This window comes from Halomonas sp. 72 (assembly GCF_052379785.1).
In the GTDB taxonomy this organism is placed as follows: domain Bacteria; phylum Pseudomonadota; class Gammaproteobacteria; order Pseudomonadales; family Halomonadaceae; genus Vreelandella; species Vreelandella citrativorans.
Genome location: NZ_JBQSYY010000023.1, coordinates 15,725 through 39,492, shown reverse-complemented (window position 1 = coordinate 39,492; position 23,768 = coordinate 15,725). Strand labels below are relative to the sequence as shown.

The following is a 23,768-nucleotide window of genomic DNA, read 5'->3' as shown; positions in this document are numbered from 1 at the left end:
ATGCAATCGTCTCTTCGTCGCTTTGGCACGCAATACCCCCAGTGGGCTATCGCCCTCATCGCAATAGTTTTGGTCTCCTTCTACTGGTTTATTTGGGCGCAAGCCCGCTATGTCTCCAACGCAACCGTGGTGCTTGAAAGCCCCCAGGTAGCAACGCCTGAAATAAGCTTTGCCTCGTTAATGGGCGGCGGCGGCGGTGGCAATACGCACGACCTGCTACTACTGCGCGAATACCTGCTTTCAACCGATATGTTACGCCAGATGGATGAAACGCTAGGCTTTCGCGAACACTTTAGTGAGCACGGGGATATTTTTGCCAAGCTGCGCAACCCCGATGCGCCCATTGAAGAACTACACAAGTATTACCTGCGCCGCGTAGATGTTGAACTCGATGAATACGCAGGCGTGCTCAATATCAGTTCACAGGCATTTACCCCTGAATTTGCGCACGATATGACCGAGCTGCTTCTAAAAACGGGTGAAGACCACATGAACGCCATGGGGCATCGCCTGGCAGACGAGCAGGTATTGTTTTTAGAGCAGCAACTGGTGCGCTTGGAAGAGCGTTTTCGAGCAACCCGCGCGGAGCTACTGGACTTTCAAAACGAGTATGGCCTCGTTTCACCCACAGCCACCGTTGAAGGTCTGAATCAGGTAGTCGCCACGCTGGAAGGCGACTTGGCACGCCTACAAGCCCAGCGCGATGCCCTGGCCAGTTTCCAAAGCTCGCAATCTGCTGAACTACGCCAGGTAGAGCGCAATATTACGGCACTAAGAGACCAGATCAGCGAACAGAGCGAACGCCTCGCCCAAGCCGCAGGTGGCGCACTCAACCGCGTTTCCGCCGAGTACGAAACACTCGAACTCCAGGCCCAGTTTGCCCAGGAAACCTACTCAAGCGCGCTAGCCGCCCTGGAAAACACCCGCTTGGAAGCCGCCCGCCAGCTCAAACAGGTAAGCGTACTGCAAAGCCCGCTATACCCCGAGTACCCAACCGAACCCAGGCGGCTATACAACAGCACCGTATTCGCCATCATCACCATTTTCCTCGCCTTCATCCTCAGCATGATCATCATGATCGTAAAAGATCACCGAGACTGATAACGGTGAACGGTGAACGGTGAACGGTGAACGGTGAACGGTGAACGGTGAACGGTGAACGGTGCAAGGGTGAAAACCAACCCTGTAGCGCGCGGTAACGCCTTGCGAGGAACGAGCAAAAGGCACCCGCGAAAGGCGGCGGAACGACGCCCCGGATGTGCCCCAATGCCCAACCCCGGCACCGCTTCGCGGTGCTCCCGCGGGTGCGCTTCGCTTACCACGCGCTACACGTTATCTAACGCTTTGATTATTCAAACGTAGCGCGCGGTAACGCTTTGCGAGGAACGAGCAAAAAGGCACCCGCGAATGGCGGCGGAACGACGCCCCGGATGCGCCCCAATGCCCAACCCCGGCACCGCTTCGCGCTGCTCTCGCGCCGGGCCGCCGCTGCGGGTGCGCTTCGCTTACCACGCGCTACAAGTTATCTAACGCTTTGATTATTCAAATGTAGCGCGCGGTAACGCTTTGCGAGGCACGAGCAAAAGGCACCCGCGAATGGCGGCGGAACGACGCCCCGGATGCGCCCCAATGCACAACCCCGGCACCGCTTCGCGCTGCTCTCGCGGGTGCGCTGCGCTTACCACGTGCTACAAAATATCTACCCTGCTGGTTGTGTAGCGCGCGGTAACGCCTTGCGAGGCACGAGCAAAAGGCACCCGCGAAAGGCGGCGGAACGACGCCCCGGATGTGCCTCCATGCCCACCCCGGCATTACCGAAAATACACGCATCGTGGCACGGGCCAAAATATACACGCTGACTTGGACCGACTAACGCAAATCTCCAAGTAGTACATTGTGTACATAAGGCAACGAACTGTGGGTAAAGACAATGGATAGGGTATACGCCTTCCCGGAAGGGGCTAAGCACTTTCATTGTTTTAACGATGATAATGATATAAAGCAGCATCCGGACTACATAACTGCGAAAGCTGGTAACCCTGATGCTGCGTTACAGCTTGTAGAGGAGTTGGCTCTTGAGTTTCTAGCGTCGCTCAATGGTGAGTTTCCTGAGGATGCTATTTTTGTTTCTCCTTATGCCAAGGAAGCCGCTGGTGATAATGCGATACCACTAATGCTTTCACTTTTATGTGCTGAAGTGTGTGGGGGTACCAGTGAGACAGATATTGTCCAGCTGCAAAGAGTGTTTCATACCGGCGCAGACCCTATGGAAAGGCTAATCTCAAGGCCCTCATTTGAAGGAACTGTGGAGCAGGGTGGAAAATATGTGCTTGTCGATGACGTGACCAGCATGGGGAGCACATTGGCAGAGCTGGCTAATTACCTGTTAATAAACGGCGGAAACGCAATTGGGTCTATACTGCTGGTAAATGCTGGTCGATCAACAAATTTCCGCGCAGTAAAAAAGCATATCCAATTATTGGAGGAGCGCTTTGGTGATGAAATCAAAAATATCTTCGGAATACAAACCTCAGCCCTCACCGCCAACGAAGCAAGTTATCTCGTCGGCTTTAGAACCGCTGACGAGATCCGAAATCGATGCGTTAAGGCAGAAAAAGAAACAACTAAGCGGTTATTATCAAAAAATTATTCAAGCTAGGGTCGCTAGTGGGCGCTAAGCGCGCTAGTAGATGTTAGGCATACCTTCGAGTAGCGCGCGGTAACGTTTGCGAGGCACGAGCAAAAGGCACCCGCGAAAGGCGGCGGAACGACGCCCCGAATGCGCCCCTATGCCCAACCCCGGCACCGCTTTGCGGTGCTTCCGCGGGTGCGCTGCGCTTACCACACGCTACGAAATATCTACCCTGCTGATTGTGTAGCGCGCGGTAACGCCTTGCGAGGAACGAGCAAAAGGCACCCGCGAATGGCGGCGGAACGTCGCCCCGGATGCGCCACCCATCCTTGGCTTCGGTGAAGCCCCCTAACAACACCTAAAAGGCGCCACATGCTCGATATTATTCATCACGGCGGTGCAACAGGCGTTACCGGAAGTTGCCACCAGCTCATACTGAATAGCGAACACTCACTACTCATCGACTGCGGCCTCTTTCAAGGCGAAGACGCGGAAGAAGACAGCTTCGAACAGCTCCAAATCGAATTTGATATCAGCACCGTACAGGCGTTTGTCATCACCCACGTACATATCGACCACGTAGGTCGGCTACCTTACTTGCTGGCAGCCGGGTTCAAAGGCCCCATCATCTGCTCAGAGCCTTCTGCCAAGCTACTGCCTCTGGTCATTGAAGACGCGCTAAAAATTGGCTTTACCCGCAATACGCAACTGATCCAACGTTTTCAGAAACAGCTGGAAAAGCAAATTGTTAGCGTGCCTTACAAAACATGGCACCGCATCGTCGAAGATGAAAACGGCACCACCCGCATCAAACTCAAACGGGCAGGACACATATTAGGCTCCTGCTACGTTGAAGTAGCGCACCAGGCGGCCAATGGCGAAAAAGAGCGTATCGTCTTCTCCGGCGACTTAGGCGCCCCCCACGCGCCGCTGTTACCCGCGCCTACATCGCCCCATGGCTGCGACCAGCTAGTGCTGGAAAGCACCTACGGCAACCGCACCCACCCGGACCGCCGCCAGCGCCGCGCCGTTTTAAGAAAAGCGATAGAGCAAGCGCTAGCCAACGGCGGCACGGTCATGGTGCCCGCCTTCAGCATAGGTCGCACGCAAGAACTGCTTTACGAGCTGGAAGGCATTATTCATGAAGCCAAAAACAGCCAGTGGAGCACGCTTGAAATCATTGTCGATTCACCGCTGGCCGCCCGCTTTACCAAGGTATACCGCGAGCTAAAACCCTACTGGGATGATGAAGCCCAAAAGCGGCTAAAAGGGGGCCGCCATCCGCTCAACTTTGCCAGCCTCTACACCGTAGAAAGCCACACCGAACACGAGCAAACGGTTGAGTATTTAGCCAAAACAGGCAGGCCCGCCGTGGTAATCGCCGCCAGCGGTATGTGCGCAGGTGGGCGCATTATGAATTATCTAAAAGCCATGCTGGGCGATGTCCGCCACCAAGTGCTGTTTGTTGGCTACCAGGGCGCTGGCACCCCAGGTCGCGCTATACAGCAATACGGCCAGGGCGGCTGGGTAGAAATAGACGGCCAGCGTATCGACATTAACGCAGGCGTTACCTCCATCAGCGGCTACTCCGCCCACGCCGACCAAAACGACCTGCTAAACTTCGTAAAGCGCATGCGCCGCTGGCCCAGCACCATCCGTTTGGTACACGGCGACCAAAATGCCCGCGCAGTGTTGAAAAGCAAGCTAGAAGCAATGTACGAACAAAAGGGCAGGGAAGTGAGAGTTACCAGCTCTTCGTAGCGCGTGGTAACGAATCTCGCGAGGAACGAGCGAATGAGGCACCCGCGGAAGGCGTCGGCACGACGCCCTGATCTCGCCGTCGTGCTCGCCTTCAGCACCGCTTCAGATGTTCATCGAATGTCTCCGTGCCCTCCAACACAATCATTGCACTCTGTTTTAAATTACCATCGGTTACTAACACCCAATGATTGAAGTTAAAAATCTGTACAAGCGCTACCATAACCACCACGGCAGCGACTGGGTACTTAAAGATATCAATATCACTATCCCCACGGGGGTTAGCGTAGGGCTGATCGGTGCCAACGGCGCGGGCAAGTCAACGCTATTGCGCCTAATCGCAGGTATGGATACGCCTGAACGCGGTGAAGTCATCCGCCGTAGCCGCGTTTCCTGGCCGGTTGGGCTTTCAGGCGGAATGCAAAATAATATGACAGGCCGCCAAAACGCCAAGTTTGTAGCCCGAGTGCAGGGCAGCAGTCCAAAAGAAGTACAGCGCGTCATTCAGTTTGTCGAAGACTTTGCCGAGATTGGCCCCGCGTTCGATGAACCGATCCGCACCTACTCGTCCGGCATGAAATCACGCATCTCGTTTGGGCTATCATTTGCGTTCGATTTTGATGTGTATATTTCCGATGAAGCCACCGCCGTTGGCGACCGCGCCTTTAAAGACAAAGCCAAAAAGCTCTTTCAATCGAAAGTGGGCCAAGCCTCACTCATTATGGTGTCCCACTCCGAAGGCATCCTGAAAGACCTGTGCCAGGCAGGCCTATACCTTAAAAATGGCAGCGCCTACTGGTACGAAGATATCAACGAAGCGATTGCCGTATACCACGCCGACGCTGATGCCAAGAAAAAAGCGGGCGAAAGCACATTACCTAACGATGTGATTGGCGCAAGGAACCACTTGGCAGAGTGCCATCAAATTTTAAAAGGCGCGCAAGAAACACTAAAAGAGCTGCAAGAAGAGAGTGCACCTGCCGAACAAATCAAGGCCGCCAGCCAAGACGTTAATACGGCAGGGGCCGTAGCCAAAGAAGCCCGGCTGCATCTAGAAGCACTTATAGAAACGCAGGGTCAAACCAAAAAGCGTTCTTCATAAGTGCTAACTTCACTATCTCTGATCAAAAGTGCCAGGTAAATGAAACCTACGAAGATTAAAACGTTTTTAATCACCGGCGGCGCAGGCTTTATCGGCTCTGCTGTTGTGCGTGAACTGATTCAAAATACGACACACCGTGTCATCAATGTTGATAAGCTCACCTATGCTGGCAATCTGGAATCGCTTGGCAGCATAGAAGGCCACGACCGCTACACCTTCGTGCAAGCGGATATCTGCGATGCCAGCGCCATGCAGCAGCTATTTACGCAGCACCAGCCCGATGTTGTCATGCACTTGGCAGCCGAAAGCCACGTGGACCGCTCCATAGACGGTCCCGCCGAGTTCATCCAAACCAACGTAGTAGGCACCGCGGTGCTTTTGGAAGCCGCTCGCAGCTACTGGAATAGCCTAAAAGGTGAACGCCGTGACGCCTTTCGCTTTCATCACATCAGCACCGATGAAGTGTATGGTGATTTAGAAGGCACGGAAGACCTGTTTACCGAACATACGCCTTACGCGCCCAGCTCGCCTTACTCTGCCAGCAAAGCTAGCTCCGACCACCTGGTGCGCGCCTGGCAGCGCACTTACGGCCTGCCCACATTGATCACCAACTGCTCCAATAACTACGGGCCGTACCACTTCCCGGAAAAGCTGATTCCGTTGATGATCCTCAACGCCCTGGCGGGTAAGTCACTACCGGTATATGGCAATGGCCAGCAGATCCGCGACTGGCTTTATGTAGAAGATCACGCCCGCGCACTTATCAAAGTAGCCACTGAAGGGCTGGTAGGGGAAACCTACAATATTGGCGGGCACAACGAAAAAGCTAACCTCACCGTAGTGGAAACGCTTTGCGACATGCTGCAAGAGCTGGTGCCGAAGGACGCCTCCTATCGTGAGTTAATCACCTTCGTCACCGACCGGCCAGGGCACGATGTACGCTACGCCATTGACGCCAGCAAGATCGAGCGCGAGCTAGGCTGGGTGCCGGAAGAAACCTTTGAAAGCGGCCTGCGCAAAACCGTTGAATGGTACCTCGCCAACGAAACCTGGTGGAAACGCGTACAAGACGGCAGCTACCAAGGCCAGCGCCTAGGTAAGGCATGATAACAGTATGTTTTGTAATACGTTGATAAAGGCATGGTAGCGGTATTTTGTAGCGCGTGGTAAGCGCAGCGCACCCGCGGGAGCACCGCGCAGCGGTGCCGGGGTTGAATGCGGTGGCGCATCCGGGGCGGCTTGACGCCGCCATTCGCGGGTGCCTTGCCGTTCGTTCCTCACGGCGCGTTACCACGCGCTACAATGTGTGCAGCCATCTGTTAGGGAATTCTTGTAGCGCGTGGTAAGCGCAGCGCACCCGCAGCGGCGGCCCGGCGCGGAAACACCGCGCAGCGGTGCCGAAGGCCACCACGGCAACAATCAAGGCACCAAAACCGAAAAGGATTTTCCATGAATATTCTGGTCACCGGCGGCAACGGCCAGGTCGGCTTTGAACTCCAACGCCAATTTGCCATTTTCGGCAACATCCTGGCTCCCACGCGCCAGGAACTCGATTTAACCAATGCCCAAGCCGTTGATACGTTTCTTTCCGAGCACAAGCCCGCATTAATCCTCAACGCCGCCGCCTACACCGCCGTTGACAAAGCCGAAAGCGAACCCGAGCAAGCCAAGCGCCTGAACGCAGGGCTACCGGCGCAGCTGGCCCAATACGCTGCCCAGCACGGCATTACGCTGGTGCACTACTCAAGCGATTACGTATACCCCGGTAACGGCACCGAGCCCTGGCAAGAAGGTAGCCCCACTGGCCCATTAAGCGTTTACGGCCAAACCAAGCTGGAAGGGGACAACGCCATCGCTGAAAGCGGCGCCAACCACCTCATCTTCCGCACCAGCTGGGTGTATGCCGCACGCGGCAACAACTTCATGAAAACCATGCTACGCCTGGGCCGCGAACGTGAAGCATTAAGTATCGTCAACGACCAAATAGGCGCGCCCACCCCCGCCCGCCTAATCGCCCAAGTCACAGCACTTGCGTTTACACCTCACCCCTCACACCTCATACCCCATATATCCAAAGGCATCTACCATCTAGCCCCAAGGGGAGAAACCAGCTGGCACGGTTTCGCGTGTGAAATTTTCAGCCAAGCTCTCAAGGCAGGCGAGGCGCTAGCCATCACGCCAGAAGCCACTCAAGGCATTCCAACTGCCGATTACCCAACACCTGCCCAGCGCCCGCTCAACTCAAGAATGCGCCTGACTAAGCTTGAAGCCGCGTTGGGTGTCACATTACCGGCTTGGCAAGACCAACTGGCGCTAACGCTTTCAGAACAGCGTGAGAAGTAAGGGCCAGCAGTAAGGCGTTAATGCCTGAATAGCCCTGATGACCTCTCCTCACGCTAAAACACTCACGGATAATAGCCATGAATACCTCAGCTAATACGCCTCATTCTCCACAGAGAAAAGGCATTATTCTTGCCGGTGGTTCCGGCACGCGGCTGCACCCCATTACCCGGGGCGTATCCAAACAGCTGCTACCGATTTACGACAAGCCGATGATCTACTATCCCATCTCGGTACTCATGCTGGCGGGAATTCGTGAAATCCTGATTATCTCCACGCCAGAAGACCTCCCCCAATATCAAAACCTGCTGGGCGACGGCAAGGACTTCGGCCTTCACTTTGAATATGCCGAGCAGCCAACCCCAGATGGCCTGGCCCAAGCGTTTATCATCGGGGAGGCGTTTATTGGCCAAAGCCCTGTATGCCTGGTATTAGGCGACAATATATTCCACGGCCAGCACTTTTCAGAACAGCTAAAGCGCGCCAGTGAGCGAGCCGCTGGCGCAACGGTATTTGGCTACCTGGTCAAAGATCCAGAGCGTTTTGGCGTAGTAGAATTCAACCAGGATGGCCAGGCCATTTCCATAGAAGAGAAACCTAAACAGCCTAAATCGGCTTACGCCGTTACAGGGCTATATTTCTACGATAACGATGTAGTCCAGATCGCCAAAAACGTAAAGCCATCCGAGCGCGGCGAGCTGGAAATCACCAGTATCAATAACGCCTACCTGGAGCGTGGCGACCTGCGCGTGGAACGCTTGGGCCGTGGCTTCGCCTGGCTGGATACCGGCACTCACGATAGTTTGCTCGAAGCCAGCCAATACGTGCAAACCATCGAGCACCGCCAAGGCCTCAAGATCGCCTGCCTGGAAGAAATAGCGTGGCAGAATGGTTGGATCACTAATGAGCACCTGGCAGAGTTAGCCGAGCCGCTAGCCAAAACCCAATACGGCCAATATCTCCAGCGTCTTTTGACATTAAAGAAGTAAAAAAAGTGGATGAGACCCGGCAAATGGGCTTCTCAAACATGGCGACAAGCAAGGAAATGAGATGGCAGGCATTTATCCGATTAAAAGCTTAGCCTGCTTGGTAGAAGAGCATAGTGATGTAAGCCTATTAAGCAGTGATAGAAGCATAACAAGCTATAGAAGGCCTTCTAATATTAATATTAGAGGCAAGAAAAAAGCCTTTTTAGAAACATTCAAAAGAGAGGCTGGCGCAGAAGTGATAACGCCTGAAGTACAGCACTGGCAACTCAGTGATGCAACTACTATCGACCAAGGCATTATCATCACGGCGAGTGGGTTTGTAGTTGAAGAGTCTTTGGCCGATTACCCCAAGGAGCTTTCAAACGAGCGGTTCGATATTAGAAACGAAAAAATATACATCCATAGCGAGAAGATTGACGAAGGAAGTTCTGGCAGTTTCTTGAAAAAACGCGGTCAGACCAACTTTGGTCACTGGATTGTTGAGCTGCTTACCAAGCATTACTTCCTGAAAGAAGTCAGAAAAAAAGACATTCAAGCAATAGTGCATCACGCACAGCACGATTTCTTGAAAGATATGTATGTGGATAGCTTGAGCCTGCTTGATACACCCGCAAACGCCGTACAAAGGGTTGGCTATAATCATACAGTCGTACCAGTACTGGATTATGTGACAGGGATTAGCCAGCATCCATATAGAAAGTCGTATATGTTAAAAAATATGCGTGATCATATCGTCAGTAATATTGAAAAAGAGTGCTGGGAAGAAGTTGAAGCAGAAGGGCTGAAAATATTCGTAACACGCAATATTACACATAAACGAAATATAATAAATATTGAAGAAGTTGAGAGCTATTTCAGTTCAAAAGGCTATGTGTTCGTTGAGCCACAAAGCTTATCTTTCATAGAGCAGGTCAATCTTTTTTCAAAAGCAAGCGTTGTAGTAGGTATTATGGGGGCTGCAATGTGTAATGCTATTTGGGCTAATGCAAATTGCAACGTTGGATACATTGCCTCTGAAGCGATGGATGGAAAATTTTACTATGATCAAGAGTCCGCGCTAGGTCGAAGTAATTTTAATTTATTGAACTGCGAGCGAACAAAGACTAGCTCCTCCTTATTGGATGACATAAAAGTCGATATGAATGAGCTCAAGGCCTGGTTGGCGGATGTGGAAAATAGCTAGTAATCAAGCACTGTCCCTTTTTAACTTTTTTCAATTTCAATATTGGGTATCTATATGCTTTATGAAAAACTAGCGATTCCCGAAGTCGTGCTTCTCACCCCCAAGGTATTTGGCGATGAACGCGGCTTCTTCATGGAAACCTTTCGCCAGAGCGAATTTGAAGCCCATTGCGGCAATTACCAGTTCGTACAGGATAACCACAGCAAATCAGCACAAGGCATTCTGCGCGGCCTGCATTATCAGCTTAACCAACCCCAAGGCAAGCTGGTACGAGTAACCCAAGGCGAAGTATTCGATGTAGCGGTGGATATGCGAAAAAGCTCACCCACGTTTGGCCAGTGGGTAGGGGTAACGCTAAGTGCTGAAAACAAACAGCTGCTATGGGTGCCGCCAGGGTTTGCCCACGGTTTCTACGTCACTAGTGTGGAAGCTGAATTTCAGTACAAATGCACGGATTACTACGCCCCAAGCGATGAAGTTTCTATTCACTGGAATGACCCTATGCTGGGCATAGAATGGCCCATTCAAGAAAGCGAACCACAGCTTTCAACTAAAGACCAGCAAGGACTTGATTTCACGGCTGCCCCCGCTTTCGCGTGACACCCAAGGTAGGCGAACGAATACTTTTTGGTAAAAGCGAACCTATGAATATAACCGTTTTTGGCACAGGGTACGTTGGGCTTGTAGCTGGTACGTGCCTGGCGGATGCAGGCCACCATGTCACGTGTGTTGACGTGGATGCGCAAAAATAGAACAGCTCAGCCAAGGCATCCTGCCCATTTATGAGCCAAGCTTGGATGCAATGGTAAAGCATAACTGTGCAGATGGTCGGTTGGTGTTCACCACGGATGCAGAACAAGCCGTTCATTTTGGCACCCTACAATTTATTGCAGTGGGCACACCCCCTGATGAAGATGGCAGTGCCGACCTGCAATACGTACTCAAAGTAGCCGAAACGGTCGCCCAATACATGAACGACTACAAAGTCGTGATTGATAAATCAACCGTACCCGTAGGCACGGCTGAAAAAGTACGCGATACTATTGCCCTCACGCTCAATAACCTGAATAAGAGGTTGCCTTTGATGTTTGCTCGAACCCCGAGTTCCTGAGGAAGAGGCAGCCATTGAAGACTTCACCAAAGGTGCCCGCATTGTAGTAGGGGCCGATAGGCCGCGTGTAGAAAAGCTGATGCGCGAATGCTATGCCCCCTACAACCGAAACCATGAAAAAATGCTGTTCATGGATGTACGAAGTGCCGAACTGACCAAGTACGCAGCCAACGCTATGCTTGCCACCAAGATCAGCTTCATGAACGAAATGGCCAATTTGGCAGAGCGTTTAGATGCAGACATCGAGCAAGTGCGCCAGGGTATTGGTTCAGACCCACGTATTGGCTACCACTTTATTTACCCCGGCTGCGGATATGGCGGCTCATGTTTTCCTAAAGATGTTCAAGCGCTTACCCAAACGGCGTTACAAGTGGGCCACCCCGCTGAATTGCTTACCGCTGTAGAAAGCGTGAACGAACGCCAAAAACAAACCCTGTTTACCAAGCTGCAAAGCGCCTTAAACGGGGAACTGAACGGCAAAACGATTGCCGTATGGGGGGCTAGCCTTCAAACCTAACACCGATGATATGCGCGAAGCCCCCAGCAGCGCATAATAGAAGCGTTGTGGAAAGCCGGTGCCGAGGTAAGAACATTTGACCCCAAGGCAATGAAAGCAACGACGCGATTTTATGGTGACCGTGAAGATTTAGTATTGCGCGATCAAATGGAAAGCACACTTCTTAGTGTAGGTACATTAGTGATTTGTACTGATTGTGAGCAATTTAGGGCAATGGATTTGCGAAAAGCAGTGTATACAATGAAAACTTTCATCGTAATTGATGGTCGCAAACTATTCAGCCCCCGAGCAGCGAAGGAGGCGGGGATCACCTATGTCAGTGTAGGACGATAAGCCAAGCGAAAGTAAAAGAGTTAGATTATCGAAATCATTAATACATCAGAGTAATGGAAATGAAAAATACGAAAATCGCAGTTATTGGCTTGGGCTATGTAGGGCTTCCACTGGCAATTGAGTTTGGGAAGCAATATGCGACTATCGGATTCGATATCAAATCCCATCGTATTAAGGAACTGAATGAAGGTATCGATAATACCCGTGAAGTAACGGCGGATGACCTAAAATCAGCACCTCAGTTAACGTTTACCAGTTCAGAAGACGATATCCGCGAAGCCAATGTATATATTGTAACAGTACCTACGCCTATTGATGATCATCGTCAGCCTGATTTAACACCGTTGGTAAAAGCTTCTGAACTCTTGGGCCGGGTGATCACTAAAGGCGACGTGGTCATCTACGAATCTACCGTGTACCCCGGTGCTACAGAAGAAGACTGCATTCCCGTAGTAGCACAGGTTTCTGGGCTAGCGTTCAATCAGGATTTCTACGCGGGTTACAGCCCCGAGCGTATTAATCCAGGTGATAAAGAACGCCCAGTATCAAAAATCATGAAGGTCACTTCTGGTTCCACGCCAGAAATCGCTGAGTTTGTGGACCAGCTCTATAAAAGCATTATCACTGCGGGCACTTTCAAGGCCAGTAGCATAAAAGTGGCGGAAGCTTCTAAAATTATTGAGAACACCCAGCGTGATGTAAATATCGCGTTGATAAATGAGCTTTCGATGATTTTTAGTCATCTGGGCATTGATACCAACGATGTCATTGAGGCAGCTGCGACAAAGTGGAATTTCATCAAGCTTCAACCGGGGCTGGTAGGCGGCCACTGCATTGGCGTAGACCCTTATTATCTGGTGCATAAATCCATGTCGGTTGGTCATATTCCCGATATTATTCGCAAAGCACGTGAAATTAACGATGGTATGGCGCGGTTTGTAGCATCCAAGTTGATCAAGGCCATGATCGAAAAAGGCCAGCTGATCAAAGGCGCCAAGGTACTGGTCATGGGCATGACATTCAAGGAAAACTGCCCTGATATTCGTAACACGAAAGTGATTGATCTAATTACCGAGCTTCGGTCCTACAGCATGGATGTTGATATCTACGATCCGTGGGTGGAGCTGTTAGAAGCCGAGCATGAATATGGTGTCAGCATGGTGCCTAATCTCAACGAAGGTGAGTATGATGCTGTGATTGTTGCCGTAGCCCACAATGAGTTTAAAGAAATGGGGAGTGATATTTATAAACTGGGTAAAGATGTGACGACATATCTTGATATGAAGAATGTGCTTAGTAATGAAGGCAAGGATAAAGTGAGGCTTTGAAATGAACAAGGGAATGTTTAATAACCTAGAAGATAAATATATTGAGTTAGTTAAGAGCTCGGAGTTATTCGACTCTGAGTGGTATGCTGCCCAATACCCAGACGTTGGTATGACTGAATTAGAGCCTATATATCATTTCTTAAAGTATGGAACAATTTTAAGTCGTGATCCTGGGCCTAATTTTTCCTCTTCATTTTATTATGACGTAAAAGGATGGGTTCGCCGACAAGGGATGAATCCCCTTCTACACCTTTTAACGCGCAACAAACCTACCCTACCTAAGCCAGATAATGTTCTTTGGTCTGCTAACAAAGTTGCCGAAAAAGGGGGTTATAATTTAGCTATTAACCTTGCTAAACAAAACCTACCTGACGAGCTTCATTATACGATCAATTTGCTTGAAGCAAATAAGTGCTTAATAAACAATCTGGAAGATAAATGGCTAGAAGCATTAAATGCTTATCTTAGCCATTTTAACGTAGCTCCTTTAAATCTGACAGAGTCTTCAGAGAAAAGTTTATTGGCACGGTTTTGTTGTTATGGTTTTAACAGCATTAGTGAAGGGCCGCTTATTACAATTATTATGCCAGTATGGAATTCTGAAGATACGATTTTATATGCAGCAAAATCTATACTAAATCAATCATGGAAAAATATTGAATTGATTATAGTGGATGATTGCAGTACAGATAAAACATGGGAAGTTTTGGAGTCGATAAAGGCCGAAGATGCACGCGTAAAAGTTTTTAAAAATAAAGTTAATGTTGGCCCTTATGTGTCAAAAAATATAGGTCTAACTCATGCCAAAGGTGATTATATTACCGGACATGATGCTGATGATTGGGCTCATCCTCAGCGGCTTGAGAAACATTATGAGCTGATTAAACAGCATAATTTCCCTAGAGCAAGCCTTACTCATATGGTAAGAGTAAGGCCAGATGGTTATTTCGGGCACATAGGGAAAATTACAGGTTTTTCATTTGATGGTGCGGCGCGTAAAGCCTCAATATCATGTATGTTTGAAAGAAGTTTTATAAACAATACATTAGGATACTGGGATTCAGTACGATTTGGTGCTGATAGTGAAATGATTGCAAGAGCGGAAAAGCTCTTAGGTGATGAGTTCAAAAACTTTAAGCAGATTGGTATGATTTGTTTGGATTTAGAAACGAGTTTAACCAATCACCCTGATCATGGCATTAGATCTAATAATGGTGGTTTGTCTAATACTAGAAAAGATTACCGAATGTCGTGGATAAAGTGGCATGATGAGGTGTTAAATTTTGATAATGCTTATCTTGACTTTCCGCTTGTAAGTCCTCGATATTATGCTGATAACTCTATGCGAGTTAAGTTTGATATGGCTGAACGAAATTTGAGGTATCTGAATGGCTGACTGGAGATTAGAAAATAATTTCATTTTTTTATCATATCAAGGTAAAGATTTCTTCTGGGAAATGCCTGAAGGATATTCATTGCCTAGCGAGTCGGTTTTATCATTAGCCGAATTTCTACTTCTTAGGCCATACGGTGAAAAGGTAGATGTTATCGAGAAAAATACTAAAAGAGAACATCGCACGGCTTTAGCCTTTTCGGGAGGTGTTGACTCCGCCGCCGCGTATAGGTTACTAGAGCAACCTGCAGCAGTATACACACAGGTGGCTTCCCCTAGTAAGCTACATAAGCAAGAAAACGCACTTTTAGCTTTGAAAGAAGTTAATGGTATAAGTGTATTAACAAATCAAGATGAACTTCCTGAACTGTTTGGCAAGAAAAGAGGGTTTTATGGACTAGCTGGTTGGACAGTGCCATCGATATTATTGTCTGAGCACTTTGGGTTCGACACATTCGCAGACGGCAATATATTGGAGTTCGTTTATCTTCGCTCTACACATGGGCATGGAACGCTATATGTGGAACCAGATTATTCTGCTGTATTTGAGGCGTTTTCTAAATTAAATTACCATTATTGCATTCCATGTGCCGGCTTGACAGAAGTAGCGACAACCTACATTGCAAAAGGCTTTAAATATGCTATGGGGTGCATGAGGGGGGAGTCTGGAAAACCCTGCCTGAAATGTATGAAGTGTTATCGAAAAATGGCTATACAAGGTAACTGTATACCAAGTAACCCAGAGGTTGAAAAGATTTTAAATAAACAATGGATTCCGGTTTTGGCTAGTTTGCTTTGGGCAAGAGATAATAAGGGGTTAAGTCACCCTGCATTGGATAATTTAGTGAAAGATTACCTCTGGGTAGATAGTTGGTATGATAAGTCTTTGGAATTTATTCCACTACATATAAGAGATGATTTTTTAAAGAAGCTAAAGGGCTTTGGTGTGCATGAATTAGAAAAAAAAGCTTCACTTCAATGTTGGAGTTCTTGTGTCCATGATTAGAGTTGAGGGAGATACAGTATTTTTTTTATGGAATAAAGACTCAGAGGCTTTTTTTGAAAGAAATAACTTTTATTTAGGTTACCCTTGGAAAGTTAAGAATGTCATAAAATATGGTACGGAATTAAGTTTTAAAAAAAACTTAACTATCGAGCCATATTCCTGTATGGCACAAGGGCGCTTTTATAGCGCTGGTGCATTTTCTTATTGTAGAAGTAAATTGATACCACCTGATTTTCGTGTTGGACGCTATTGCAGTATTGCTCCAGGTGTTGAGTTATCTGACCAAGATCACCCATTAGACAGACTATCAACCCATAGCTTTACTTTTAAGGAGCACGCTAAAAAATTAGCGGAAAAACATAATAAGAAAATTCTTGTACATGGATTCAAAACATTGAAAGAACCACCGGAAATTGGGAATGACGTTTGGATAGGAAAAGATGCGTTAATTAAAAGAGGTGTTAGAGTCGGTAATGGTGTGGTTATAGCCCAGCGTTCCATTGTTACAAAGGATGTACCTGACTACGCTATAGTTGCAGGCTCGCCTGCTAAAATCATACGATTTCGATTTGATGAAAATTTGATATCGAGAATGAATTCTATTAATTGGTGGAATTACTCGTATTTTGATTTTGCTGATATAGATGTTAGTAAGGTCGAGTTTTTTTTAGATGAGTTTGAGGAAAGGGTTTCAAGAGGCGAGACTTTAACTCTTCCTGATAAAGAAAGTTTATATGAAAAGATGGTGTCTAGCTTTTGATTTTAGATTGACTCGCTTTCTCTTTTATTTTACTAAGTCGAGGTGATTTGTGAAAAAGATTATGATATTTACTAGGTTCTCGGTTATTAGTAAAAATAAAGCTGGGACTATTGTAGCCTCAGGAGCAAAAAATTCAGAAGACTATATAGAAGCTATTTTAAATGATAAAAGGCTGGAGGAAAGATTTGAGGTATTTGAAAATATTACCGCTTGTTCAATTGAAAATCTAACGTGTCCTAATGTTGATTTGCATTTTGTTGTTTTAATTTCTGACCTTTTGCCTGAGAAATATCAGACCAGGCTAAGAAAAAGGTTATCTTTAGTTCGCGAAAAATCACCTGCCAATACAAGTATCATCGTAGTTGAGTCTGGCATATGTGACGTTAATAATGGCGCAGGATACTCCAGTATTAACGAGGCAATTAATGATTACATAGACTCAATAGTAGTGAATTATGATCGCGTTGAATTTGCTACAGTTAGACTCGATGATGATGACGCCCTATCGAAAAATTATGCTTTAGAATTGTCTAAATATATAAAAGAAGACTTTGCAGGTTTTCTGTTAGTTTTCCATACGGCTACCAAGGTATATATGATAATGGGAAAATAGTTGACCTTCGAGATCTATATATACCTAATATTGCATTAGGGTTGGCTTTGGTTAATTGCTATGATTCTTCTATAGGGTACTTAAGTAAATTCAAAAACGTATACATGCTTGGTAATCACAGTTTTATATATCAGTCTAAACCATCTATAACTGATTCAACTGATCATTATTACATTAGAATTATAAATAATAGTAACGACTCCGGTGTGATTGACTTTCATGAATACTTGCCTATTCCTTGTCGTAAGGAGCCATCGCTTGATGGATTTTCATTCTTAAATATTGATAGTCATAGTTTTAGAGACAAAAAAGATGGATGGAATGATCGCTATGCGATGAAGAAAAGGTTAGTTTATTCTTCCCCATTGGTGGCTAAGATGTCGTCAAAAAAATGAAGTTTAAGTTTGTGTCTTGGTGCTTTTAGCTTTTAATCTTGTGGGAAGTTATGAAAGATAATTACAAAGATGTTATCGCGCTGCTACAAGCGTTATCAAGACGCCAGATCGAAATGCAGAAAGAGCAGAAGGCTCTTTTGGAGAATAATTATACACAGGTTGAGAGCCTTATTTGGTTGCAGAAACAGTTAAGCTTGAAAGGCCCACTACCACCTTTAAGAGGCTGGGCTGCTTCTCCAGATTTCTTGTTAAAACTTCACTCCTGTATTTTAAGTGCTAGGCCTTATAATGTAGTGGAGTTTGGCAGTGGCGCGTCTACAGTGGTTATTGCAGATGCATTGAGGCAAAATGGTGTTGGGTGTCTTATATCAATGGAGCATTCTCAATTTTATGCTAATCAAACTATAAGTTTTTTGCTGTCAGAAAACTTAAGCTCATGGGTTGATATTCGTACTGGTGATCTAGTCGCTTGGAAGGGTAAACATATCAATACAAGAATAGATGAAAAGCCTTCGCTATGGTATCAAAAACAACTATTAGCAGATATTCAAAGTGTTTCATTAATAGTAGTGGATGGTCCGCCAGCAGCAACATGCCAGTACGCTAGATACCCTGCATTACTGGCCCTAGAGAATCAGCTTGGTGATGATGTACAAATTTGGATGGATGATGCCTCACGCAGGGAAGAAAAGATAATCTGTCAGAGTTGGGCAGAGGAGTATGGTTTTACTTTTGAGCTGTTGGCTTTGGAAAAAGGCTTAGGTATATTGCAGTAATCTGTTATTGATTTTATATGCTGGATGCTGTTTTCAAGTTTATGATTAGATGTATGTTATATAATTTCTGACGTTTTTTATGAATTTGAAATATAGTGATTGAAGTATATAAAATCAATTCTAATAATCGAAAATTTTAATTTTCTATGTCTTATATTGACCTCTATGTACAAGATAGTCTTCGATATAGGTTGGCTAAGCCAAAGCGCGTGTGTTTAACAAGCTATAGAGTGATCATCAGTATGTGACACCTCAGAATCTTCTATATTAGTTTCATGAGATATACGAAAACAAAGTGGCACAACACATTGTTATGCTTGTTGTTGTATATTTGCTGAACATAATTTTAGCTAACGGAATTATTATGTGCGGAATTGTTGGCGCGATCAGCGCAAAGGAATGTACGAAATTCTTACTCGAAGGGTTATCTACTCTAGAGTATCGCGGTTACGATTCGGCAGGTTTGGCCTTATTGCCTGTTGATAGTGCTAATAGCTTGCAGCGTGCTCGTGCAAAAGGGCGCGTGGCAGAACTGGAGTCTAAAGTAGCCGATGCAGGCATGCAGGGTAACGTAGGCATTGCCCACACCCGTTGGGCCACCCACGGTGTACCCGCCGAGCGTAATGCTCACCCGCATATTTCTGCAGGCTTGGCGGTTGTGCATAACGGCATTATCGAAAACTACGAAGCCTTGCGTGAGCAGTTGCAGGGCCTAGGGTATGAATTTACCTCCGATACTGATACGGAAACCATTGCCCATCTTATTCAAGCCTGCTTTAAAGGCCAGATTGGCGAACCGGCGGAAAATCTGTTTTCTGCCGTGCAGTACGCCGTGGTGCATTTGAAAGGGGCGTTTGCTCTGGCTGTGATTAGCGAAGATGAGCCGGATTGCATGGTGGTGGCGCGTGAAGGCTCGCCGCTGATGCTGGGCATTGCTGAAGATGGCCACTACGCCGCCTCGGATGTATCGGCCCTGCTTGCCGTTACCAAGCAAATGCTGTACCTAGAAAATGGCGATGTAGCGCGTTTAACGCGTGATTCCATTACCCTGGTGGACCGCATCGGCCAGCCCGCACAGCGTGACGTGGTTACTTCAACCTTGAATGCTGATGCCGTGGAGCTGGGCGATTGTAACCACTACATGCAGAAAGAAATCTTCGAGCAGCCCCAGGCGCTGGGTAACACACTGGAAATGATCAGCGGGGCAGGGCAGTTGCAACCGGGTATTTTTGGTGCTGAGGCCCAGGCCGTGTTTGAACAGGTGGATTCAGTGCTGATCCTGGCGTGCGGCACTTCAAGCTATGCGGGGATGACCGCCAAGTACTGGATTGAGCAGGTGGCGGGCATCCCCTGTAACGTGGAAATTGCCAGCGAATATCGCTACCGGCAGAGTGTTGCTAACCCCAGGCAACTTATCGTGGTTATTTCCCAATCCGGTGAAACAGCGGATACGCTGGCGGCCCTGCACCATGCCAAATCATTGGGGCATACCCATACGCTGGCCATTTGTAACGTGCCCGAATCCGCCATTGTTCGGGAAACCGCATTGCGTTTTATTACCCGTGCTGGGCCTGAAATTGGTGTGGCGTCTACCAAGGCGTTTACCACACAGTTAAGCGCGCTGTTCTTGCTGACGCTTCTGCTGGCCAAAGCGAACCAGCGTTTGAGTGAGGAAGACGAAAAAAACTATCTGGATGAACTGCGCCATCTACCTATCGCGGTCGATAAGGTGTTGGCGTTGGAGCCTAGCATTGAAGCCTGGGCAAAGCAGTTTGCTGATAAGCAGCACGCGCTGTTTTTAGGCCGTGGGCGGCATTACCCCATTGCGCTAGAAGGCGCGTTGAAGCTGAAAGAAATCTCCTACATTCATGCGGAAGCCTACCCGGCGGGCGAGCTAAAGCACGGCCCGTTGGCGCTGGTTGATGCGGAAATGCCGGTGGTAGTGGTCGCGCCTAACGATGAAATGCTGGAGAAGTTGAAGGCCAACATGCAAGAGGTTAGCGCTCGTGGTGGCCAGCTGTATGTATTTGCCGATGGTGATAGTGCTGTGAGGCCATCCGAAGGCGTTAACGTGCTGATGATGCCGGAACATTATGGGCTGCTTTCGCCGGTGTTGCATGTGGTAGCGCTTCAGTTGCTCTCGTACCATGTGGCATTGGTGAAAGGGACGGATGTTGATAAGCCGCGTAATTTGGCCAAGAGTGTGACGGTTGAGTAGTGCTCGCCGCCAGTATCTGTGTGCAGTAGGCGGCAGTGCAGTGTGCTGCCAACGTAATGCGGTTTTGTAGAGCGTCATGATGGGCGGCTGGGGCGTCTTGTCAGCCGCCTTTCGCGGGTGCCGCAGGCTCGTTCCTCGCCTGCGTTACCGCGCGCTACGAAGTGTGCATTCATTCATTGTAAATGCATGCAGGCCACGCTTTATTCTTTTCCGATTCACGATTCATCATTTAGGTAATCCAAAATGCGACAATATTTCGGCACGGACGGCGTACGCGGTCGCGTGGGTGAGTTTCCTATGACACCTGACTTTGCCATGAAGCTGGGTTGGGCTGCCGGTCAGGTATTAGGCGCGGAAGGCGTGAAAGAAGTTCTGATTGGTAAGGATACGCGCGCCAGTGGTTACATGCTGGAGTCGGCACTGGAAGCAGGCTTTTCAGCAGCGGGCGTTAACGTGGCCCTGGTTGGCCCGCTGCCCACGCCGGGCGTTGCCTATTTAACCTCTACCTTTCGGGCGGATGCCGGGGTGGTCATCAGCGCTTCGCACAATCCGTTTTACGATAACGGCATCAAGATATTCGCTCAGGGCGGCAACAAGCTAACCGATGCCCAAGAGCAGGAAATTGAACGCTGGTTACAGGTGGCTATTGAAGGCGGCATGACGTGTGTGGAATCCGACAAACTGGGTAAAGCCCGCCGCATAGATGATGCCGCTGGCCGTTATACTGAGTATTGCAAGGCCACCTTGCCGGGCGCGCTAAGCTTGAACGGTTTGAAAATTGTGGTGGATAGCGCCAATGGCGCCGCCTACAAGGTAGCACCCGCCGTATACCGTGAGCTGGGTGCAGAGCTAATCAGCATTCACGATAAGCCCAACGGCGTAAATATCAATGCCAGCTGTGGCGCTACCTCCATGCAAAGCCTGCGGGCAGCGGTATTGGAGAACGAGGCGGACATGGGCATCGCGCTGGATGGCGATGCCGACCGCCTGATGATGGTAGACCATACCGGCACCGTAGTAGATGGTGATGAGTTACTTTACCTGCTGGCCAAAGATGCCAAGGCCGCAGGCTACAGCGGCGGTGTAGTGGGCACCCAGATGAGTAACCTTGGCTTGGAACAGGCGCTTGCCGCTATGGGGGTTCCCTTCACTCGGGCCAAGGTGGGGGACCGCTATGTAATAGCGCAGCTAAAAGAAACCGGCTGGCGCTTGGGCGGGGAAGGTTCAGGCCATTTACTGAGCCTGGACCACGCATCCACCGGCGATGCTATCATTGCATCGCTGCGCGTAATTACCTGTTTACTGCAGCAGCAAGTAACCCTGTTTGAGGCCAAGCAGGGTATGCAAAAACTGCCACAAACGCTGATTAACGTACGTTTTACGCCAAGCGGTGACGAAGACCCATTAGCTGCCCCCTTGGTCAAGAAAACGGTGGCCGAAGTGGAACAACAGCTTGGGCAAACTGGCCGTGTACTGTTACGTAAATCGGGTACAGAGCCATTGATCCGTGTAATGGTTGAAGCGGTAGATTCTGAGAATGCTGAACGGTATGCTCAGCAAATTGCTCGGTCGTTAAACGACGCCTAGCTGAGTTTGAAAACCTGCTGTGAGTTAAATGTGTAAACACGACTGTTTAGTATAAAAATCTTACGGAGACGCTGCCGTTGCTATCTTTGAAACCGCAAGATATTGCATGCCTTGAACAGAGTCCGTGGTTTGATGCGCAGTGGTACTTGGCTCAGTATCCAGATGTCGAGGTGTCTGGGCTTTCGGCAGAAGCACATTACCTTACATTTGGCGAAAGCTGGAGCCGTTGGGCTGGGCCTCGTTTTGATGCAGGATTTTATTTAAAACGCTATCAGGATGTCGCCAGAGCGGGAGTCAGCCCGCTGTTACACTTTATCCGGAATGGTGAGAAAGAGGGCCGCTGGCCACTAGAGTTAAGCGCCCAACGCTATGAAGAACTACTGTGGCAGCTTGAACAAAAAGAAAAAGCACTCACCCAGCTGGAAATGTTGACTAGGCATACGGATGCGTGGGAAGCCAGCTATGCTGCCTGGGCATTGGCGCGTTGGTATGCTTGGCAAGGGGATTGGGCGGGCTGTGCCAAATTTCTGAAAGGGCGCTATGATTTGGCCGAGCGAAAACCCGATACTCCCGCTACTTATCTTCTGGAGATCGAGGCGCTTACTCGTCAAGGCTTACTGTTAGAGGCATATGCACGGCTTGAAGCGTTACAGACACGTTATTCTGACTACCAGGACACCTATCTAGCGATGGCTAACCTGCTATTAACACAGCAGGCCATGCTTGAAGACGAGTTAACCGGCACTTCCGTACCCTCGGCTAAGCATCGGCAGTTTAACGAACAGCTGCGCCTTTCCCATATCAACGCCATGTATAAGCGTAACGCGCTTATACCTCTTGCCCTGCTTGATCCTACCCAGCCGCTCTCTCTTGATAACCTAACCGTACCTGCACAGCCCGAGCTTGCCCAAGCAAGTTCTTTGGAGAAACCGTTATTAGTTTCGGTAATCGTACCGGTATTTAATGCTGAAAAGCATTTGGAAACAGCTTTACGCAGCCTAGCGAATCAAACGCATACGGCTATTGAGGTCATCATGGTGGATGACGCATCAACAGATGTATCGGTTGCCATTGCTGAACAGTTCTGCCAAGACGATACGCGTTTCAAGCTACTCCGTCAGCGGCGCAATCAAGGTGCTTATGCCGCGCGTAACCTTGGGTTAAAGGAAGCAAATGGTGAATATATTACCATTCACGATAGCGATGATTGGTCTCACCCGCAGAAAATTGAGGTGCAGTTGGAAGGACTCAATAACAACAAGCATTGGATGGCTTGTTGTTCTGATATGGTTCGCTGCAGGGATAATTTGCGCTTTGGTCGGTGGAGAATTGAAGAGAAAGATGGATGGGTCTATCGCAATACCTCATCGCTCATGCTGCGGCGCTCTGTTATCGAAACGCTTGGTTTCTGGGATAACGTACGCTGTACCGCTGATACGGAGTATTTGAACCGTATTCGAGCAGCTTATGGGGCCAAGGCATTCGGTGAGGTTTTCAAACAGGTGCCACTATCATTTTGCCGCGATCAACAGGACTCGCTCAGTCAGGCAGGGCCTACACATTTGGTTACCCAGTTTAAAGGGGTGCGCTTTGACTATATACAAGCCGCAGCCCAATGGCATGCTAGAGCCAAACAGCCAGGTGATCTGTATCTTTCGGCTAACCCCGAAGCACGTCCTTTCCCTGCACCAGCTGCCAACTTGCCCGGTTAAGCTGGTATTCTATTG

General features: G+C 48.6%; 19 protein-coding genes and 2 pseudogenes. All 21 read left to right on the top strand.

The features are described 5' to 3' along the window. The 21 genes and pseudogenes from ACT3T6_RS16040 (at nt 1) to ACT3T6_RS15940 (ending at nt 23,753) form a co-directional block, all read left to right on the top strand. Complete coding sequence (locus tag ACT3T6_RS16040) at nt 1–1,101, top strand: chain-length determining protein (RefSeq protein WP_193053727.1); 1,101 nt, start codon at nt 1–3, stop codon at nt 1,099–1,101. Nucleotides 1,102–1,930: 829 nt separating this feature from the next. After that, nucleotides 1,931–2,659, top strand: coding sequence for a phosphoribosyltransferase (locus ACT3T6_RS16035; protein ID WP_193054915.1), 729 nt, complete (start codon nt 1,931–1,933; stop codon nt 2,657–2,659). Nucleotides 2,660–3,004: 345 nt separating this feature from the next. Next, nucleotides 3,005–4,393 carry an MBL fold metallo-hydrolase RNA specificity domain-containing protein gene (locus ACT3T6_RS16030; protein WP_193053107.1) on the top strand — a complete coding sequence of 463 codons (1,389 nt, stop codon included), beginning with the start codon at nt 3,005–3,007 and terminating at the stop codon, nt 4,391–4,393. 184 nt (nt 4,394–4,577) lie between these two features. Continuing rightward, nucleotides 4,578–5,492, top strand: coding sequence for an ABC transporter ATP-binding protein (locus ACT3T6_RS16025; protein ID WP_193053106.1), 915 nt, complete (start codon nt 4,578–4,580; stop codon nt 5,490–5,492). A gap of 39 nt (nt 5,493–5,531) precedes the next feature. Then, nucleotides 5,532–6,599 carry a dTDP-glucose 4,6-dehydratase gene (rfbB, locus tag ACT3T6_RS16020; protein ID WP_193053105.1) on the top strand — a complete coding sequence of 356 codons (1,068 nt, stop codon included), beginning with the start codon at nt 5,532–5,534 and terminating at the stop codon, nt 6,597–6,599. A 342-nt stretch (nt 6,600–6,941) separates the two neighbouring features. Next, the gene (rfbD, locus tag ACT3T6_RS16015; RefSeq protein WP_193054917.1) at nt 6,942–7,835 is read left to right on the top strand and encodes a dTDP-4-dehydrorhamnose reductase; all 894 of its coding nucleotides are present in this window, start codon (nt 6,942–6,944) and stop codon (nt 7,833–7,835) included. Nucleotides 7,836–7,912: 77 nt separating this feature from the next. Continuing rightward, nucleotides 7,913–8,821, top strand: coding sequence for a glucose-1-phosphate thymidylyltransferase RfbA (gene rfbA / locus ACT3T6_RS16010; protein ID WP_193054918.1), 909 nt, complete (start codon nt 7,913–7,915; stop codon nt 8,819–8,821). 61 nt (nt 8,822–8,882) lie between these two features. Continuing rightward, nucleotides 8,883–10,004: a glycosyltransferase family 61 protein gene (locus tag ACT3T6_RS16005; protein WP_193054919.1), complete on the top strand. Its 1,122-nt coding sequence runs from the start codon at nt 8,883–8,885 to the stop codon at nt 10,002–10,004. Between the two features lie 54 nt (nt 10,005–10,058). Next, entirely contained in the window at nt 10,059–10,604 is a 546-nt protein-coding gene (gene rfbC, locus ACT3T6_RS16000) for a dTDP-4-dehydrorhamnose 3,5-epimerase (protein WP_193054920.1), read from the top strand. A gap of 44 nt (nt 10,605–10,648) precedes the next feature. Beyond that, nucleotides 10,649–11,115 (top strand): annotated as a pseudogene (locus ACT3T6_RS15995) (hypothetical protein). Continuing rightward, on the top strand, nt 11,093–11,632 hold the full coding sequence (locus ACT3T6_RS15990) for a hypothetical protein (protein WP_353744596.1): 540 nt from the start codon (nt 11,093–11,095) through the stop codon (nt 11,630–11,632). The pseudogene ACT3T6_RS15995 and the gene ACT3T6_RS15990 overlap by 23 nt, the downstream one beginning before the upstream one ends. 27 nt (nt 11,633–11,659) lie before the next feature. Next, a pseudogene (locus ACT3T6_RS15985) lies at nt 11,660–11,965 on the top strand (UDP binding domain-containing protein); the annotation flags it as partial. 53 nt (nt 11,966–12,018) lie between these two features. Continuing rightward, on the top strand, nt 12,019–13,293 hold the full coding sequence (locus ACT3T6_RS15980; protein WP_193054921.1) for a nucleotide sugar dehydrogenase: 1,275 nt from the start codon (nt 12,019–12,021) through the stop codon (nt 13,291–13,293). 13 nt (nt 13,294–13,306) lie between these two features. Beyond that, nucleotides 13,307–14,689: a glycosyltransferase family 2 protein gene (locus ACT3T6_RS15975; RefSeq protein ID WP_193054922.1), complete on the top strand. Its 1,383-nt coding sequence runs from the start codon at nt 13,307–13,309 to the stop codon at nt 14,687–14,689. Continuing rightward, nucleotides 14,682–15,692 carry a DUF6395 domain-containing protein gene (locus ACT3T6_RS15970; RefSeq protein WP_193054923.1) on the top strand — a complete coding sequence of 337 codons (1,011 nt, stop codon included), beginning with the start codon at nt 14,682–14,684 and terminating at the stop codon, nt 15,690–15,692. Before ACT3T6_RS15975 ends, ACT3T6_RS15970 begins: the two co-directional genes overlap by 8 nt. Continuing rightward, nucleotides 15,685–16,452, top strand: a complete 768-nt coding sequence (locus tag ACT3T6_RS15965; protein ID WP_193054924.1) for a CatB-related O-acetyltransferase — start codon at nt 15,685–15,687, stop codon at nt 16,450–16,452. The genes ACT3T6_RS15970 and ACT3T6_RS15965 overlap by 8 nt, the downstream gene beginning before the upstream one ends. Nucleotides 16,453–16,501: 49 nt before the next feature. Continuing rightward, nucleotides 16,502–17,065: a glycosyltransferase gene (locus ACT3T6_RS15960; protein ID WP_193054925.1), complete on the top strand. Its 564-nt coding sequence runs from the start codon at nt 16,502–16,504 to the stop codon at nt 17,063–17,065. 445 nt (nt 17,066–17,510) lie between these two features. Next, entirely contained in the window at nt 17,511–18,236 is a 726-nt protein-coding gene (locus ACT3T6_RS15955) for a class I SAM-dependent methyltransferase (RefSeq protein ID WP_193054926.1), read from the top strand. Between the two features lie 364 nt (nt 18,237–18,600). Continuing rightward, on the top strand, nt 18,601–20,454 hold the full coding sequence (gene glmS / locus ACT3T6_RS15950; protein WP_193054927.1) for a glutamine--fructose-6-phosphate transaminase (isomerizing): 1,854 nt from the start codon (nt 18,601–18,603) through the stop codon (nt 20,452–20,454). Nucleotides 20,455–20,697: 243 nt separating this feature from the next. After that, nucleotides 20,698–22,041 (top strand): phosphoglucosamine mutase, encoded by a 1,344-nt coding sequence (gene glmM / locus ACT3T6_RS15945; RefSeq protein ID WP_193054928.1) that lies wholly within the window; start codon nt 20,698–20,700, stop codon nt 22,039–22,041. Nucleotides 22,042–22,118: 77 nt separating this feature from the next. Beyond that, nucleotides 22,119–23,753 carry a glycosyltransferase family 2 protein gene (locus tag ACT3T6_RS15940; protein ID WP_226913650.1) on the top strand — a complete coding sequence of 545 codons (1,635 nt, stop codon included), beginning with the start codon at nt 22,119–22,121 and terminating at the stop codon, nt 23,751–23,753. Nucleotides 23,754–23,768: the final 15 nt, after the last annotated feature.

Excerpts from the sequence above, each read along its gene's own strand:
- glmM (WP_193054928.1), top strand. The coding sequence starts at position 20,698 with ATGCGACAATATTTCGGCACGGACGGCGTACGCGGTCGCGTGGGTGAG.
- glmS (WP_193054927.1), top strand. The coding sequence starts at position 18,601 with ATGTGCGGAATTGTTGGCGCGATCAGCGCAAAGGAATGTACGAAATTC.
- ACT3T6_RS16005 (WP_193054919.1), top strand. The coding sequence starts at position 8,883 with ATGGCAGGCATTTATCCGATTAAAAGCTTAGCCTGCTTGGTAGAAGAG.
- ACT3T6_RS15965 (WP_193054924.1), top strand. The coding sequence starts at position 15,685 with ATGATTAGAGTTGAGGGAGATACAGTATTTTTTTTATGGAATAAAGAC.
- ACT3T6_RS15970 (WP_193054923.1), top strand. The coding sequence starts at position 14,682 with ATGGCTGACTGGAGATTAGAAAATAATTTCATTTTTTTATCATATCAA.
- rfbC (WP_193054920.1), top strand. The coding sequence starts at position 10,059 with ATGCTTTATGAAAAACTAGCGATTCCCGAAGTCGTGCTTCTCACCCCC.
- ACT3T6_RS15980 (WP_193054921.1), top strand. The coding sequence starts at position 12,019 with ATGGAAATGAAAAATACGAAAATCGCAGTTATTGGCTTGGGCTATGTA.
- ACT3T6_RS16030 (WP_193053107.1), top strand. The coding sequence starts at position 3,005 with ATGCTCGATATTATTCATCACGGCGGTGCAACAGGCGTTACCGGAAGT.
- ACT3T6_RS15975 (WP_193054922.1), top strand. The coding sequence starts at position 13,307 with ATGTTTAATAACCTAGAAGATAAATATATTGAGTTAGTTAAGAGCTCG.
- rfbB (WP_193053105.1), top strand. The coding sequence starts at position 5,532 with ATGAAACCTACGAAGATTAAAACGTTTTTAATCACCGGCGGCGCAGGC.
- ACT3T6_RS15955 (WP_193054926.1), top strand. The coding sequence starts at position 17,511 with ATGAAAGATAATTACAAAGATGTTATCGCGCTGCTACAAGCGTTATCA.
- ACT3T6_RS16040 (WP_193053727.1), top strand. The coding sequence starts at position 1 with ATGCAATCGTCTCTTCGTCGCTTTGGCACGCAATACCCCCAGTGGGCT.
- ACT3T6_RS16025 (WP_193053106.1), top strand. The coding sequence starts at position 4,578 with ATGATTGAAGTTAAAAATCTGTACAAGCGCTACCATAACCACCACGGC.
- rfbD (WP_193054917.1), top strand. The coding sequence starts at position 6,942 with ATGAATATTCTGGTCACCGGCGGCAACGGCCAGGTCGGCTTTGAACTC.
- rfbA (WP_193054918.1), top strand. The coding sequence starts at position 7,913 with ATGAATACCTCAGCTAATACGCCTCATTCTCCACAGAGAAAAGGCATT.
- ACT3T6_RS16035 (WP_193054915.1), top strand. The coding sequence starts at position 1,931 with ATGGATAGGGTATACGCCTTCCCGGAAGGGGCTAAGCACTTTCATTGT.